Raw genomic sequence first — 14,272 nt, 5'->3', positions numbered from 1 at the left:
CGCCGAGTCACCACCCGTCGGGCTTGGTGGCCTTCCCGTCGAGCCACAGCCGGTCGGAGGCGTCGGCGTGTGAGCCGTCGGACCCGACATGCTTGGGGTTGATGTGCTCGCCCTTGGTGACGACGTGGACGATCGCCATGGCGTGACCGCGGCCCAGGCCGTACTCGTCGCGCAACCACTCGATGATGGGGGTCGCCCTGGTACCCGGGCCGAAGCCACGCTCACCGGCCTGCTCGACGAGCTGGCGTGGGGTGAGCCCGGTCTTCGTCTCGACGGCGTCGAGGTAGGCCTGGAAGGACATCGGTGCTCCTCTCCGTGGAGCGTCGGCACGCGCCCCGGTGCGTCACACCGTACCGAGACGGTCGGCCCCGTCGGCAGGCGGCGCGCTGTGCGTCAGCGGGCCAGCGCCCGCGCGAGCGGGATGCTGCCGTCCTGCCAGGGCAGCAGCGCCCAGAGCGCCACGTACAGGACCCAGCCGATCCCCGGCAGGAGGAACGCGAGGAGCAGCAGGAGGCGCACGACCATGACGTTCGCCCCGAGCCGCGCCGCGACGCCCCCGCACACGCCGCCGAGGAGTCGCTGGGGGCCGCGCCGGAAGCCGGTGCGTCGGATGCTGTCGAAGAAGGTGTTCATGGGCTCCACGCTAGGCACGCGGCTCGTGTGCCACATCGGGGAACACCCTGATCGTGTCCCTGGTCGATGTGGTGCGGCAGGCGAGGTTATGCGACGTTGGTCACGCCGACTCGTCTGTACGGCTGCAGGCGGACGACGAGCCCGCGACGAGCGCGGGCGATGCACTCAGCCCGCGTCCCACCAGCGCAGCACGCGCAGGGCGCGCAGCGTCACCCACCTGCTCGGGAAGCCCTCGCCCTCGTCGAAGTCGAGGAGAGTGGGCCCCTCGTGGTGCAGCTCCAGGGTCCACAGTCCGCGGTCGTCCGCCTTGCCGCGGACGAGCTCCACCGCCTCGGCGAGCCGGGCGTCGCGGCGCTTGGCGCGCCGGAAGTGCTCGAGACCGCGCAGCACGTCGTGGTACCAGTGGACCGGGTAGGACAGCATCGTCATCCGGGGGTCGGCGACGGTGCCGTCGGAGCGGCGCCGGTACAGCCCCCGCTCGAGGAGGTACTCCTCGCCGGCGAGGCGCGCCTCGCGCACGGCGTCGTCGTCGTGGCCGACGCGTTCCCAGGCGAGCAGCCCCTCGACGACGCAGACCGTCGAGTGGAAGGAGGAGACCGCCGCACCGTGCTCTGCCCAGCAGTTCCACCCGCCGTCGGGAAGCCGGCCGGCGAGGAGGGTGGCGACCATGGGTGAGGCGTCCTGCCCGAAGTACGCGGCCGTGCGCAGCGCCACGCCGTTGATGCACGGCTCGACCTCGCCGTCGAAGAAGGGCTCGCCCTCGTGCTCCCAGCGCACGTGCTCGCGCACCAGGGCCAGGGCCCGCTGGGCCTGGGGGCTCGCCGGGTCCAGACCGAGGTCGGCGAGCTGCTGGAGGACGAAGTGCGTGGCCGTCCACGCGTCGAAGAAGGGGCGCGACTCGTCGGCCCAGCCGGGGCGGTAGGTGCCGCCGTCCCACCGTCCGTCGTCGGCCTGCTCGGCGAGGAGCTGTGCGCCCCAGCCGGTGGTGGCAACCTTGGCACGCTCGGCGGCGGCCTCCTCCGGCGGCGCATCCGCGAGGTCTGCGAGCACCTGCCACCGCAGCGCGGGGTCCGAGTCGAGCAGCCACGCCAGGGGGTCCATGGGGGAACGTTACGCCCGCCACCGCAGCGCAGCGCCCGAACGGAGTGGCAGTCCTTGGGCCGAGCTTCTTCGGTGCGAGACTGACCGGATGGTCGGGGACTCCAGTGTCGCTGTCGTGACGGGTGCATGGTCCGTCTCGGGCTACCCGGCCGACCGCGGGGAGGCCCGCGCGTTCGTCGAGGTCGCGGGCAGCACGCACAGCTCGTTGCCGGACGGGTCGGTGTAGACGCGCCACGGCAGGTCGCCCCACCCGGGGTCGAGCTCACGGCCGCCGCGAGCGGCGATGCCCGCGGCGACGGCGTCGGCGTCGTCCTCAGGACCGAGCCGGACGTCGAGGTGCACGCGGTTCTTCCCGGCACCCTTCGGTGCCGGCTCGGGGCACAGCTCGAGCAGGGGACCGCGCCGGGAGGGGTGGCGCAAGGAGTGCGGTGACACCCCGGGAGCCGGGACCCAGCCGGTGAGCCAGGCCCAGAACTCCACGTCGCGCGCCGGGTCGGCCGAGTCGAGCGGGAGCGCCGCGATCGGGCCGGTGTCGCTGTACACCTCGCGGTGCTCCATCACGCAGAAGGGGTTGCCCTCCGGGTCTGCCAGGACGACCCACGGCACCTCGCCCTGACCGATGTCGAGGTGGCGGGCACCGAGCCCGAGGAACCGGTCGACGAGCTCGCGCTGCCGGTCGCCGCCGAGCAGGTCGAGGTGCAGCCGCAGCGGCTCGGCCGGGGGTTGCGGGACGGGCTGGACGCACAGGTCGATGGCGGGGCCACCCGGGATCGGCAGCCGGGTCTCGAAGCCGTCCGGTCCGTCGCTGAGCCGTTCCCCACCGAGACCGGCCTCCCAGAACCTGCCCACGAGGGCCGGGTCGACGGCGTCGAGCACGATGTTCTCCAGGTCCATGGAGCCACCGTAGAGCCGGTCCGGGGGAGCGGTACACCCCGGCACGGACGAGCCGGGGCGCGGCGGGCGGCCTCACTGTCCGAACGACCGCTCCCGCCCGAAACGGACTCCCCGCCAGGCCCGGTGGCCTAGCGTCGACACGTGACCCAGACGAGCAGCGCTCCGGCCGCGGTGGCTGCGCATCGACATCGACGCGACGCTCGCGGAGACCGCCGCGGTCGTGCTCCTTCTCGTCGCACTGGTCCTCGTCTACGAGGCCGTCCCGGAGGAGCTTCTCTTCCGCGGGTACGTCTACCGCAACCTCACCGCCACGATGGCGCCCTGGCTCGCGGTCCTCGTGCAGGCGCTGGTCTTCGCCGCGTTCGGCACGGCGCTGTGGGTCGTCACCGAGGGGTGGGGCGTGCTGCTCGACCGGCTCGTCCTCTTCGCCGGGATGGAGGTGGTCACCGGCTGCGTCCGGTTGGTCTCCGGCTCCGTGTGGGCCACGGTCGGTTGGCACCTGGCGTTCCAGGTGGTCATGCAGCTGGTCCTGTCGAACCAGTACCTCGAGGTCACCGTCAGCAACGAGACGACGTTCGTCGTCGCGACGGCGGTGGTCGCCTTCGCGACCTCGACGACGATCGCCGGGCTCCTTTGGGGAGGCGGGGAGAACTGGGCCCGCCTGGAACCCGAGACCGTGACGGCGTGAGCGGGCCGAGGAGCCCGAGGTAGCCGCTGTGTCCTATCGTGACCGAATGCCTCCCGCGGGGGGCCGTCGCCGGCGGCGCTCGAACGTCCGTACGACAGCTGCGACGGTCGTCGGGGGAGTTGTTCTCGCCGGCTGCGGGGCGGGCGTGCCGGGGGCTGCGACGGGCGACCTTGCCACCTGGGAGCTCGCCGACCCGCGCGTCGTTACCGCGGAGACTCGCAGCCTCGATGTGCGCGTCACGCGTGCCGGGTGCTCGGGCGGCATCACCGGCCAGGTGCTCGAGCCGCGCGTGCAGTACGAGGACGGTCGGGTCGTCGTCACGACGGAGGTCGAACCGCTCGGCGACGGTACGTGGGCGTGTCCGAGCAACGACGCGGTCACGGTACGCGTCGAGCTCGACGAACCCCTCCGCGACCGCGATCTTGTCGACGGCGCTTGCCTCGCGGCAGAGTCCGGGAGTGTGAGGCTGTGCGAGGACGCCGTGCGCTGGCGGCCGTGAGGGCCGGTCTGCGCACGGCGCCGATAATGTACATTATGTCAGGTCACGCCAGGTCGTTCCTCCGGTCCTCCCTCGCCGGCTGCTTGATCGACCGGGTCACTGTGAACCTGCCGTTGTCCCCCATCACCTTGGTGGACCCGACGATGCGGCGCAGTGCGCCGGCATGACCGAGCCGTGAGTTGAACACCGTCCACAGCTCACCGCCGGGACGCAGCACCCGGGCGGCCTCCTTGAACAGCGCGATCGCGACGTCCGGCTGGACGCTCGCACCGACGTGGAAGGGCGGGTTGCACACGATGAGGTCCGCGGAGACAGGCGGCTGGCTCTCGAGCCCGTCGGCCCGCACCACCTGGACGCGCCCGCCCAGCGAGTTCGCCTCGACCGTGGCACGCGCCGAACGGACGGCGGCGCTGGACGTGTCGGTCGCGACGACGTGGAGGTCCGGACGGGCCGCTGCGAGCTGGGCGGCGAGGACCCCGGTGCCACAGCCGAGATCGACCGCGTCGCGTGCCGTAGGGCTCATCTCCCCCAGGAAGGTCAGGAGGTAACGCGTCCCGAGGTCGAGCGACGGGCCGGCGAAGGCGGCGCCGTGAGCGGCGATCCACACGCCGTGCTCCTCGTCGAAGTGCCGCCGCGGGAAGGACGGGAAGGTCCCGGGCGGCGTCGGCTGCCGCGCGATGAGGCAGCGCGACTTCTGGCGCGCGAGGGATGCCGTCACGTCGGTGAAGTGCTCCCCCAGGACCTCGTTCATGCTCCGCGACATGTGCTTGAGCCGCCCGCCTGCGACGACGACGACGTCGGGTGCCGCGTGGGCGGCGACCAGCTCGGCGGCCTCCTCCAGCGCCGCCAGCCCGCGCGGGAGCTGCAGCAGCACGACGCGCGCGCCGCTCACGAGCTCCGGGCCGAGGCCCAGCGACCGGAAGGCCCCGGTGAGGCCCTCCCGCTCGGCGTTGGCCGTGAGGGCGCGCTCCTGGACGAGCGCGTCCTGGTGCACCCGCACGTCACGAGCGCCGTGCAGGGCGACCGCACCGAGCGTGAGGGCGCCGTACCGGTCGCCGATCACGGCGACCTCCCCCGGGCCGGTCGCGGCGAGTGCCGTCGTGGCCTCGTCGAGCACGAGCCGGTCAGTGGCGTCGACCGCGACGAGGTCCGGAGCCTCCACGTCGGGGAACCTGCGGAGCCTGCTGAGGTCGAACGCGGGGGCACTCATCCGGCCATTGTCCCAGCATGGCGCCGGGGGTCGTCCCGCTGCCGCGGTCGACCAGGTCGGTACCCCAGGCCCGGGCGGCGAGTACGACGACGCCCCCGGGGACAGGGTCTCCCGGGGGCGTCGTCGTCGGTGCCGCGGCTACTCGACGGTGATCGACAGCTCCGCGGTGAGCGGCGAGGCGTTCCAGCCGCCGTAGCTGATGATGTGGACGCCCGCCGGCAGCTCCAGCTCCAGGTACGGGTCGAAGGCGCCGCCGGCGCCCTCGCTGCTGTCATCCACGCCCTCGAGCTCTCCGGTGGACGTGAAGACCCCGAGCTGGGCGTCGCCCTCGGTGGACACCGAGTCCAGGACGACGGTGCTGCGGTCGGTCAGCTCGAGAGCGGCCAGCCACACCTCCCCCTCGGCGAGGTCGACGGGAACGGGCTCACCAGGAGTGACCATCTCCGGGACCGCGGTCGTGACGGTGAAGTCCGTCTCGACGCTGCTGTGGTAGGCGGCGACCATCACCTCGTACTCCCCCGGCTCGAGGTAGGCGCCGACGGCGGGGTCGAGGGAGCTCGCGTCCGGGTTCACCCGGAAGCGGCCGTGGTCGTCGTTCTCGACGTCGATCGCGCCACCGACCAGCGACATCGTGAGGTCACCGCTCTCGGAGGCGACGTCGACGACGATCGGGGTCGCCTCGTCGACGACGATCGTGCCGGTCCAGGTCTCCCCTGCCCCGATGGAGCCGGGCACGGACTCGCCGATGGCGATCTCGCCGCCGCTCACGGACCCACCGGTGGGGGCGTCCTCGGTGGCGTCGTCGGTCGTCGGGTCCTCGGTCCGCTCGTCGGTCGCCGTGCTGGCCGGAGCCGGCCGCGACGTCGGCTCCGGGTCGTCGTTGCCCCCGAGGAGGAGGACGACCGCGGTCACCGCGACCGCGATGAGGACGGCGGCGGCGACGATGATGCCGATGACCAGGCCCTTGCCCGAGCCCCCCTCGTCCGTGCCGGGCTGCTGGCCGTAGGTGTCCTGGCTCCTGGCGTAGGGCGACTGCCCGTAGGCCTGCTGACCGGCCGGGTACTGCGCGTAGGGCTGCTGCTGGCCGTAGTCCTGCTGCCCGTAACCGGTCTGGCCGTAGGCCTGCTGGGCCTGGTGGCCGTACGGCTGCTCCGGCTGCTGCCCGTAGGCCTGCTGGTGCGGCTGCGCCCCGGTGTTCTGCCCGTAGCCAGGCTGCTGCTGGCCGTACTGGCCCGCCGGGTAGACGGCGGTGTGCTGGGCGCCCGGCTGGTCACCGGTCTGGGTGGGCAGCTGCTCGGTGGGCTGCTGGGCCGTGGCAGGCTGCTCGGCCCCCTGGGCGGGAAGCTGCTCGGTGGGCTGCCCGCCGTACGACTCCCGCGCCGCGGTCTGCTCTGCTGTCGGCTGCCCGCCACTGCTCGCGGCGGACTCCCCCACCTGCTGCGCGGCGCCCTGTGAGGGCGCGAAGTGCTCGGTCCAGGACGCGCCGTCCCAGTAACGAAGCTTGCTCGGGTCTCCTGAGGGGTCCGGGTACCAACCGGCGATGGGATTGCTCATGGGCTGAATAGTAGGAGAGAGCGCACTCATTCCCCGCCACCGGACCATCCTGCGGCATGGGGACCTCTCCCCTGTGCTCCCGGCCTGCGGGGAGCACGACGAGGGGCCCGGGTCGTCCCCCGGGCCCCTCGTCGAGAAGCTGTGTCAGCCGGCGTCGCGGGCGCGCCGCCGCCGGGACAGCTCGTCCTCCACCTCGGCGCCCCCGCGTTCGGCGCGCTCGGTCGGCAGCTCGGCCAGCGAGCCCTCGACCTCGCGCCACACGCGCCCGACGGCGATGCCGAAGACGCCCTGGCCGCCCTGGACGAGGTCGATGACCTCGTCGGCGCTCGTGCACTCGTAGACGCTCGCGCCGTCGCTCATGAGCGTGATGCCGGCGAGGTCGTCCACGCCGCGCTCGTGCAGGTGGTGCACCGCCGAGCGGATCTGCTGCAGCGAGACGCCCGTGTCGAGCAGCCGCTTGACGACCTTGAGGACGAGGATGTCCCGGAAGCTGTAGAGGCGCTGGGAGCCGGAACCGCTGGCGTTGCGGATGGTCGGCTCGACGAGCCCCGTGCGGGCCCAGTAGTCCAGCTGGCGGTAGGTGATCCCTGCCGCCCGGCAGGCCGTGGGCCCGCGGTAACCGGTCTCGGTGTCGAGGTCGGGAAGGGAGTCCCCGAAGAGCATTCCCTGCGCCCGCTGGGGCACCCCGCTCGCTGCGCCGGCCGTCGCGTCGCTGCCGCTCACGTGCACTCCCGTTCGTCCACGCCGCGCACGAGATGTGCTCCGGCCCTGATGACCCCCACGCTATGACCAGGGCGCACCCCAGTCAACGACATGCGCGGCGAGCCGCCATCGGCGTGTCGGTCCAGCGTGTCTGAGGCTCAAGTCGAGGTTGAGGTCGGGGGGCGGCGGGCCGTCTCAGGGCTCGAAGTCCTCCGGCTCGACGTTCTTCAGGAACTCCTGGAAGTCAGAGACCACCTCGGCCTCGTCCTCCGCGTCCATGACGACGCCGGCCGCCGTGAGGACGCTCTCCTCGCACAGCACGGGGCAGCGGGCCCGCAGCGCGAGGGCGATGGCGTCGGAGGGGCGCGAGTCGACGTGCTGGCCCGAGGACAGGACGAGCTCGGCGTGGAACGTGCCCTGCTCGAGGCTCGTGACCCGCACCTGGTCCAGGCGCACGCCCGTAGCGTCGAGGAGGGAGATGAACAGGTCGTGGGTCTGCGGCCGCTCGGGCACGATGCCTGCCTGCGCCGTCGCGATGGACGCGCCCTCACGCGGCCCGATGACGATGGGGAGGACCACCCGCCCGCCGTCGCGGACCGCCAGGACGACGACGACCTCGTTCTCCGGGATGCTCACCCGGACGCCGAGCACGTCCATCTCTCGCATGCCGTAAACGGTACGGCCATCCCAGCGGCGGTGCGCGCGAAACGCGCCCGTGCGCGCGGGGGGCACGGCTCAGCCGAGGTCGTCGACGGCGGCGCGGAGCAGCTCGGCGTGGAGCCGTCCGTACAGCTCACCGAGCTCCTGCGCGCGTGCGGCAGCACGTTCCCGTCCGGCCCCCGAGCGCTGGGCGCGGACCGGGGCGACGACCTGCTCGATCGTGTCGGCCTGCCGCTCGGCTGCCGTGCGCACCGTGCGGAGGTGGCGCGGGCTGATGCCTTGACGGGCGAGGGCCGCCGCGTGCTGGACGACGTCGACGGCGCGGCCCGGGTAGCGCCCGCGCGCGTCGGCGGCGATGAGCCCGGCCTCGGCGATCTCCTCGATCTCGGCGAGGCTCACCCCGGTGAGGTCGGCGATCTCCTGCGCCCGCACCCGCGCCGAGGGGCGAGGGCGGACCAGCTCGCCGTCGCGGGCGACGACGCGGGTGCCGGGGACCGACTCCACGGGACGCCCGGCGTCGAGGTCCTCGAGCTGGTCGCGGATGACGCGCAGCGGCAGGAAGGAGTCACGTTGCGCGGTGAGCGCAAAGCGCAGGCGCTCGACGTCGGCTTGGCTGTACATGCGGTAGCCGGAGCCGCTGCGGCTCGGGCTGACCAGTCCCTGCTCCTCGAGGAAGCGCAGCTTGGAGATGCGGACGGCCGGGAACTCCGGCTGCAGGGCGGCGAGCACCGCGCCGATGCTCATCGTCGGCTCGGTCGACGCACCCGGGGGCCACGGCCGCGGCTGCTCCTGCGGCTCCTCGGGGCGGGACTCTGCTGCGCGGCGGGCGGTCGAGCTCACGAGGCCGGCGCGTCGCCGCGGTGCGGGCTGGGGTGGTAGGTGAGCCGGTACTTGCCGATCTGCACCTCGTCGCCCGCGTTCAGGACGGCGGAGTCGATGCGCTCCCGGTTGACGTAGGTGCCGTTGAGAGAGCCGACGTCACGCACGACGTAGCCGCCCTCGTGGGCGAGGAACTCCGCGTGGCGGCGCGAGACCGTGACGTCGTCGAGGAAGATGTCCGCGGTGGGGTGGCGGCCCGCGAGGGTGCGGTCGGTGTCGAGGAGGAACCGCGCGCCCGCCGTCGGGCCGCGCTGGACGATGAGGAGGGCGTGGCCCGGGGGCAGCCCGTCGATCGCGGCGCGGTCGGGCGGGGGGACGTCGGAGCGCTCCGCGGTCTCGTCGCTCGCACCGATCGCCCCGAAGCGGGCGGTCGTGCTCGACAAGTCCTGCGGCTCGGGCTCGATTCCCATGGCGTGTACTCCCCTCGGCGGCACCACCGGGTTCGTCACCCGGCGCTGGACACCACCATAGTTCCCCACGGGGCCCCTGTGACAGACACCGCGTCCTCCGGACCGGCTCAGCGGTCCTCGACCGGCGCCGGCGTGGCCCACTCGGGCTCGGACAGGGAGCGCACCGAGGTGATCGTCAGCTCCTCGTGCTGGGTCACCTCGGCGGCGGCGCCGGCGCCCCGGATCGAGGACAGTGCGCCGCCGGGGATGTCGAGGGCGACGGCGAGGGTCTGGGGGTCACCGATGGCGTGCCACACGTAGGGGGCGCTGATGTCGACGCCGCTCACCACCAGTCCCCCGGGCCGCGTGCCCAGCCAGCTCGAGGCGGTGATCCGCTGGTCGTTGAGCTCGATGGCCTCCGCGCCGGCGTTGCGGAGCTCCTCGAGCACGGTGACGAAGGTGGGGGCGCTGACGGCGCCGGAGGGGTCGTGGACGACGAGCTCCACCCCGGGCCCGGTCACGGGCAGTGCGCCGGCGAGGATGCCCTGGACCCTGGCCTGCTGCGCGGCCGCCTCCTGCGCGGCCGCGCGCGAGCTCGACCCGGACTCCAGCTCCCCGAGCTCGCGACGCAGCTCCAGGCCCTCCTCGGTGAGCTCGCGGTTGCGCACACTGAGCTCGTCGAGGAGCCGGACGATGTCGTCCTGGCGCATCGTCGCGTACGTGTCCTCCTGCGTCTGGCGGACCTGGACGGCCAGCGCGAACCCGACCGCCGCGCAGAGCAGGACGATGAGGACGTGCACCCACGACGGGTGGCGGCGCAGGAGCAGGTGCCGCAGGCGCCCCGCTCCCCCGCCGGCCGGGGTGGTCTCCGCGTGGCGAGTCATGCCTTGAAGACGTGCCGGCGGATCGAGGCCGCGTTGGAGAAGATGCGGATGCCGAGGACGACGACGACCGCCGTCGTCATCTGGGCACCGACGCCGAGCTGGTCACCGAGGAAGACGAGCAGCGCGGCGATGAGGACGTTGAAGAGGAAGGACACGACGAAGACGCGGTCGTCGAAGACGCCGTCGAGGTACGCGCGCAGGCCACCGAAGAGCGCGTCGAGGGCGGCGACGACGGCGATCGGCAGGTAGGGCTGCAGCACCGCCGGCACCGTCGGCTCGACGGCGATCCCGACGACGACGCCGATGACGAGCCCGATGACAGCGAACACTCAGCGCTCCTCCCTCGGCACGTGCACGCGGCACGGCTCGTCATGACGTCCCATCATCAGCCCTCCCCGGCCTCGTCGTCGCCCAACGGCTCGGCGTGGCGCAGCGTGCGCGCCGTCGTCCCGGGCAGCACGAGCTCCTCCGCCTCCTCGATGGCGACGGAGATCCCGAAGGAGTCGCGCAGCGTCCCCAGGTGCGTGCCACCGGTGCTCCGGGTGAGGCGGGCACGCATGTCACCCGGCGCGCCCACCGCCTCGACGACGTAGGGACGGGCGAGCGGGGCGAGGTCGACGAGGATCGCGGGACCGGCCGAGCGGATGGCGCTGAGCCCGGAGAGTCGGTGCCCGTTGATCGCCACCGCCTCGGCGCCGGCGGACCACAGCGCGTTCGCGAGCACCTGGAGGTCGAGGTCCTGGACACGGCCCAGGTCCGCACCCGGCGCTCCGGCCTGCGCGTCGCGCGAGTCGTCGAGGGTGATGCGCAGGCCCTGGCCGCGGACGCGCGCGCTGCCCGCGTTGAGGGTGAGGAGCTGGACCCGCTCGAGGAACTCCGGGTCGCTGCCGCGCAGGGACTCCTCCTGCAGGCGGTCGATCCGCTCGACGAGCGCGGCGTTGTCGGCCCGCAGCTGCTGCCCGCGTGCGGCCCCCTCGGCCACCTGGGACAGGAGCAGTGCGCGTGCGTCCCCGGCACCGTCGGTCGGGGCGCGCAGCTCGCGCGCCGCCCACACCGCGCCCAGCCCGAGGGTGCCGGCGAGCACGACGACGATGCCCTTGCGCCACCAGGGGAGGGCCCGGGCCGTCCCCTCCGCGCGACGCCGGGCGGCAGCCGCGTAGCCCGGGTCGAGGGGCCGTTCGACGACCTCCCGCAGGAGGGTCATCGACTGATCGGGGCGACCGGGCTGCTCCTTCACGCCGGGCTCGCCGCCCGGCGGTCGCGACGCACGATCCAGGCCACCTGCTCGAGGTAGAGCAGGCAGGCAAACCAGTAGAGACCCACGCCCCACAGGGCGATCGCCCAGCCGGCCGTCGACGCCGCCGCGCCCAGGGCTCCGGGTGCGGAGGACAGGAGGAGGAGCGGGAAGGCGTACATGAGGCAGAAGGTGCCGGCCTTGCCGGCCATGTGGACCGGCAGCGTGCCGTAGCCGTGGCGCAGGAGCACGGGGATCGTGCCGGCGAGGACAAGCTCACGGGCGACGATGACGACGAGCAGCCACCACGGGATGATGTCGCGGTAGGCGAGCCCGATGAGGGTGACGAGGATGTAGAGCCGGTCCGCGGCCGGGTCGAGCATCTGCCCGAGCCGGCTGGTCTGGCCGAAGCGCCGGGCGATGTAGCCGTCGGCCCAGTCGGTGAAGCCGGCGACGGCGACGACGACGACCGCCGCGGCGTCGTGCTCGGCGACGATGAGCCACGCGAAGACGGGGATGAGCGCCAGGCGCAGGAAGCTGATGGCGTTGGGGACCGTCCACACGCGCTCCTCGGCGACGCGCGCCGGCTTCTCGGTGGTCACGTGCTCCAGGGTACGCACGAGGTCGGTCGTGACGGGCGGCGCGCGCCCGGCGTGACCACGCTGTGACCTGGCCGTACTCTTCTCGACCATGCGACTCGGAATGTTCCTTCCCCAGGGCTGGCGCTTCGATCTCGTCGGCATCGACGACGCGCGGCAGTGGCCGCTCATGCGGGACCTCGCCCGCCGCGCCGACGCCGGCCCGTGGGAGTCGGTGTGGGTCTACGACCACTTCCACACGACCCCGGTGCCCAGCGAGGAGGCCACGCACGAGGCGTGGTCGCTCATGGCGGCCCTCGCGGCCAGCACCGAGCGCGTCCGCCTGGGTCAGATGTGCACGTGCATGGCCTACCGCCCGCCGATGTACCTCGCCAAGGTCGCCGCGACGGTCGACCACGTGAGCGGTGGGCGCCTGGAGATGGGTATCGGCGCCGGCTGGTACGAGCACGAGTGGCGCGCCTACGGCTACGGCTTCCCCCGGGCGGGCGAGCGGCTGGCCATGCTCGACGAGGGCGTGCAGATCATGCGGCAGGCCTGGCGCGAGGGCCGGGCGACCTTCTCCGGCACGCACTACGAGGTCGACGGCGCGATCTGCCGCCCCCTCCCCCTCCAGGAGGGCGGTGTCCCGCTGTGGATCGCCGGCGGCGGGGAGAAGGTCACGCTCAAGATCGCCGCCCGCTACGCCGACTACACGAACTTCGACGGCACGCCGGAGGGCTTCGCCCGGAAGTCCGAGCTCCTCGCCGGCCACTGCCGCGAGGTCGGCACCGACTTCGGGCGCATCACCCGCTCGGCCAACTACAACGTCGCCATCGGCCGTGACGAGGCCGAGGTCCGTGACCGGATCGAGCAGCTCGCCGACCGGCTCCGTACGGCGGGCGTCGACGAGGAGCGGGTCCAGCGCGAGCTCGGCTCCGTGCGCGACATGCCCGCGTGCGGGACGCCGGAGCAGGTCGTCGAGAAGCTCCGCGGCCTGGAGGCGCAGGGCATGACCTACGGGATCTTCTACTTCCCCGAGGCCGCTTACGACACGAGCGGCATCGAGCTCTTCGAGCGTGAGGTGGCGCCCGCCCTGCGCTGACCCGCCCCATCTGTGGTTCAACGGTTAGTCAAGCGGTCATCAAGTCCATCACGTTGCGATAACGATCGTCCGGCGCCCGGTCACGGGCCGCGCACCCGCCGCGCGGCCCGGGACGACGGTGACCTCCGCGCAGCGCAGCGCGGATCGCGAGGGGTGCCGACGGCGCCGGCCAGCCCTGTCTGGGGCGTGTTTCGGCGCCTTGTGATCCCCTGCCCAGTTCCCTAGCGTGGCTGGGCACCATGACCACTCGGGGCGACTGGCCGTCTCCGTGCGCTGCATCCTGCGGCCCGGAGGGGGTCCCGAAGACCACAGCCTCGTGCAAACCGAAGGGACCATGATGACCACGACTTCTACCCGCCGACGGGTGGCCGTCCCGGCGGCCGCAGCAGCGGTAGCCCTCGGGCTCGCAGCGTGCGGCGGTGACAGTGGCGGCGAGGACGGCGCGGTCGAGCCGAGCGAGGGCCAGAGCAAGCTCGAGGCTCTCCAGGAGGCCGGCACGATCACCGTGGGCTTCGCCGGCGAGGCGCCCTACAGCTTCCAGGACGACTCCGGTGAGCTCGTCGGGGCGTCGGTGGCGCTCCAGGAGCGCATCTGGGCTGAGCTCGGCATCGACACCGTCGAGGGCGTCGAGTCGCAGTGGGACCAGCTCATCCCCGGGCTCAACGCCGGCCACTTCGACGTCGTGGCCGCCGGCATGTCGATCCTCCCCGAACGCTGTGAGCAGGCGGTCTTCTCCGACCCGGAGTTCCAGTACACGACCGCGCTCATGGTCGAGGAGGGGAACCCGTTCGACGTCCACGACATGCAGGACGTCCTCGAGGCCCAGGGTGAGGGCCTGCGGATGGCGGCCATGTCGGGAGCCATCGAGGCGACCTACGCCACGGACCTGGGCATCGACGCGACCGAGGTCGGCAGCCCGCAGGACGGCATGGACCAGGTGACCGGGGGCCGCGCCGACGTCTTCGCACTCACCGGCATCTCGCTCAACTGGATGGCGGACAACAACCCGGACGCCGCCGTCGAGGTCACCGACACCTTCGTGGCCGTCGTCGACGACGTCGAGCAGGTCGGTGCCGGCGGCACCGTCTTCCGGACCGAGGACACCGAGCTGCGCGACGCGTACAACGAGAAGCTCGCGGAGATCGTCGGGAGCGAGGAGGAGTACCTCTCGGTCGTCGGCGAGTGGGGCTTCACCGAGGGCGAGCGCCCGACCGGTGACTTCACCACCGAGCAGCTCTGCGCCGGCGACATCGGCTGACCGACCT

At 72.9% G+C, this 14,272-nt stretch carries 18 protein-coding genes; 4 read left to right on the top strand and 14 right to left on the bottom strand.

Going from position 1 to position 14,272, the window contains the following annotated elements:
- Positions 1-7: 7 nt before the first annotated feature.
- The 4 genes from GD632_RS05415 to GD632_RS05400 all read right to left on the bottom strand — a co-directional run bounded on the left by GD632_RS05415 (position 8) and on the right by GD632_RS05400 (position 2,628).
- Positions 8-301, bottom strand: a complete 294-nt coding sequence (locus GD632_RS05415) for a DUF4287 domain-containing protein (protein ID WP_152189597.1) — start codon at positions 299-301, stop codon at positions 8-10.
- Between the two features lie 92 nt (positions 302-393).
- Positions 394-633: a PspC domain-containing protein gene (locus GD632_RS05410; RefSeq protein WP_152189594.1), complete on the bottom strand. Its 240-nt coding sequence runs from the start codon at positions 631-633 to the stop codon at positions 394-396.
- Between the two features lie 165 nt (positions 634-798).
- Complete coding sequence (locus tag GD632_RS05405; protein ID WP_152189592.1) at positions 799-1,734, bottom strand: hypothetical protein; 936 nt, start codon at positions 1,732-1,734, stop codon at positions 799-801.
- 141 nt (positions 1,735-1,875) lie between these two features.
- Positions 1,876-2,628 carry a VOC family protein gene (locus GD632_RS05400; protein ID WP_152189589.1) on the bottom strand — a complete coding sequence of 251 codons (753 nt, stop codon included), beginning with the start codon at positions 2,626-2,628 and terminating at the stop codon, positions 1,876-1,878.
- Between the two features lie 220 nt (positions 2,629-2,848).
- On the opposite strand from GD632_RS05400, the gene GD632_RS05395 reads away from it, so the two are divergent.
- Both GD632_RS05395 and GD632_RS05390 read left to right on the top strand, forming a co-directional pair.
- On the top strand, positions 2,849-3,316 hold the full coding sequence (locus GD632_RS05395; RefSeq protein WP_226924632.1) for a CPBP family intramembrane glutamic endopeptidase: 468 nt from the start codon (positions 2,849-2,851) through the stop codon (positions 3,314-3,316).
- Between the two features lie 46 nt (positions 3,317-3,362).
- The gene (locus tag GD632_RS05390) at positions 3,363-3,815 is read left to right on the top strand and encodes a hypothetical protein (protein ID WP_152189585.1); all 453 of its coding nucleotides are present in this window, start codon (positions 3,363-3,365) and stop codon (positions 3,813-3,815) included.
- A gap of 43 nt (positions 3,816-3,858) precedes the next feature.
- Here the strand turns inward: GD632_RS05390 and GD632_RS05385 are convergent, their stop codons facing one another.
- The 10 genes from GD632_RS05385 to GD632_RS05340 form a co-directional block, all read right to left on the bottom strand.
- Positions 3,859-5,025, bottom strand: coding sequence for a class I SAM-dependent methyltransferase (locus GD632_RS05385; protein WP_152189583.1), 1,167 nt, complete (start codon positions 5,023-5,025; stop codon positions 3,859-3,861).
- 138 nt (positions 5,026-5,163) lie between these two features.
- Positions 5,164-6,579 (bottom strand): DUF2510 domain-containing protein, encoded by a 1,416-nt coding sequence (locus tag GD632_RS16375; RefSeq protein ID WP_193311356.1) that lies wholly within the window; start codon positions 6,577-6,579, stop codon positions 5,164-5,166.
- A 144-nt stretch (positions 6,580-6,723) separates the two neighbouring features.
- The gene (locus GD632_RS05375; protein ID WP_152190118.1) at positions 6,724-7,242 is read right to left on the bottom strand and encodes a MerR family transcriptional regulator; all 519 of its coding nucleotides are present in this window, start codon (positions 7,240-7,242) and stop codon (positions 6,724-6,726) included.
- Positions 7,243-7,476: 234 nt separating this feature from the next.
- A complete protein-coding gene (locus tag GD632_RS05370) occupies positions 7,477-7,947 on the bottom strand; it encodes a bifunctional nuclease family protein (protein ID WP_152189578.1) in 471 nt (156 codons plus the stop codon).
- Positions 7,948-8,016: 69 nt separating this feature from the next.
- Entirely contained in the window at positions 8,017-8,781 is a 765-nt protein-coding gene (ftsR, locus tag GD632_RS05365; protein WP_226924630.1) for a transcriptional regulator FtsR, read from the bottom strand.
- On the bottom strand, positions 8,778-9,230 hold the full coding sequence (locus GD632_RS05360) for an FHA domain-containing protein (protein ID WP_152189576.1): 453 nt from the start codon (positions 9,228-9,230) through the stop codon (positions 8,778-8,780). Before GD632_RS05360 ends, ftsR begins: the two co-directional genes overlap by 4 nt.
- A gap of 107 nt (positions 9,231-9,337) precedes the next feature.
- Entirely contained in the window at positions 9,338-10,093 is a 756-nt protein-coding gene (locus GD632_RS05355; protein ID WP_152189574.1) for a DUF881 domain-containing protein, read from the bottom strand.
- Positions 10,090-10,422, bottom strand: a complete 333-nt coding sequence (locus GD632_RS05350) for a small basic family protein (protein ID WP_152189572.1) — start codon at positions 10,420-10,422, stop codon at positions 10,090-10,092. Before GD632_RS05350 ends, GD632_RS05355 begins: the two co-directional genes overlap by 4 nt.
- Positions 10,423-10,478: 56 nt before the next feature.
- On the bottom strand, positions 10,479-11,330 hold the full coding sequence (locus GD632_RS05345) for a DUF881 domain-containing protein (RefSeq protein ID WP_226924629.1): 852 nt from the start codon (positions 11,328-11,330) through the stop codon (positions 10,479-10,481).
- Positions 11,327-11,929 carry a CDP-alcohol phosphatidyltransferase family protein gene (locus tag GD632_RS05340; RefSeq protein ID WP_226924627.1) on the bottom strand — a complete coding sequence of 201 codons (603 nt, stop codon included), beginning with the start codon at positions 11,927-11,929 and terminating at the stop codon, positions 11,327-11,329. The genes GD632_RS05345 and GD632_RS05340 overlap by 4 nt, the downstream gene beginning before the upstream one ends.
- An 88-nt stretch (positions 11,930-12,017) precedes the next feature.
- On the opposite strand from GD632_RS05340, the gene GD632_RS05335 reads away from it, so the two are divergent.
- Together GD632_RS05335 and GD632_RS05330 are read left to right on the top strand one after the other, a co-directional pair.
- Complete coding sequence (locus GD632_RS05335) at positions 12,018-13,007, top strand: LLM class F420-dependent oxidoreductase (protein WP_152189565.1); 990 nt, start codon at positions 12,018-12,020, stop codon at positions 13,005-13,007.
- Between the two features lie 334 nt (positions 13,008-13,341).
- Positions 13,342-14,265, top strand: a complete 924-nt coding sequence (locus GD632_RS05330) for a transporter substrate-binding domain-containing protein (RefSeq protein ID WP_152189562.1) — start codon at positions 13,342-13,344, stop codon at positions 14,263-14,265.
- The last annotated feature ends 7 nt before the right edge of the window (positions 14,266-14,272 follow it).

The organism is Georgenia satyanarayanai (genome assembly GCF_009193135.1).
Classification (GTDB): Bacteria; Actinomycetota; Actinomycetes; order Actinomycetales; family Actinomycetaceae; genus Oceanitalea; species Oceanitalea satyanarayanai.
The sequence above is the reverse complement of the archived record's forward strand: the minus strand, read 5'-3'. Positions and strand labels throughout refer to the sequence as shown.

Coding starts and splice junctions, on each gene's coding strand:
- GD632_RS05330 (WP_152189562.1), top strand. CDS start 13,342: ATGATGACCACGACTTCTACCCGCCGACGGGTGGCCGTCCCGGCGGCC.
- GD632_RS05375 (WP_152190118.1), bottom strand. CDS start 7,242: ATGCTCTTCGGGGACTCCCTTCCCGACCTCGACACCGAGACCGGTTAC.
- GD632_RS05370 (WP_152189578.1), bottom strand. CDS start 7,947: ATGCGAGAGATGGACGTGCTCGGCGTCCGGGTGAGCATCCCGGAGAAC.
- GD632_RS05400 (WP_152189589.1), bottom strand. CDS start 2,628: ATGGACCTGGAGAACATCGTGCTCGACGCCGTCGACCCGGCCCTCGTG.
- GD632_RS05335 (WP_152189565.1), top strand. CDS start 12,018: ATGCGACTCGGAATGTTCCTTCCCCAGGGCTGGCGCTTCGATCTCGTC.
- GD632_RS05405 (WP_152189592.1), bottom strand. CDS start 1,734: ATGGACCCCCTGGCGTGGCTGCTCGACTCGGACCCCGCGCTGCGGTGG.
- GD632_RS05415 (WP_152189597.1), bottom strand. CDS start 301: ATGTCCTTCCAGGCCTACCTCGACGCCGTCGAGACGAAGACCGGGCTC.
- GD632_RS05355 (WP_152189574.1), bottom strand. CDS start 10,093: ATGACTCGCCACGCGGAGACCACCCCGGCCGGCGGGGGAGCGGGGCGC.
- GD632_RS05385 (WP_152189583.1), bottom strand. CDS start 5,025: ATGAGTGCCCCCGCGTTCGACCTCAGCAGGCTCCGCAGGTTCCCCGAC.
- GD632_RS16375 (WP_193311356.1), bottom strand. CDS start 6,579: ATGAGCAATCCCATCGCCGGTTGGTACCCGGACCCCTCAGGAGACCCG.
- GD632_RS05360 (WP_152189576.1), bottom strand. CDS start 9,230: ATGGGAATCGAGCCCGAGCCGCAGGACTTGTCGAGCACGACCGCCCGC.
- GD632_RS05410 (WP_152189594.1), bottom strand. CDS start 633: ATGAACACCTTCTTCGACAGCATCCGACGCACCGGCTTCCGGCGCGGC.
- GD632_RS05390 (WP_152189585.1), top strand. CDS start 3,363: ATGCCTCCCGCGGGGGGCCGTCGCCGGCGGCGCTCGAACGTCCGTACG.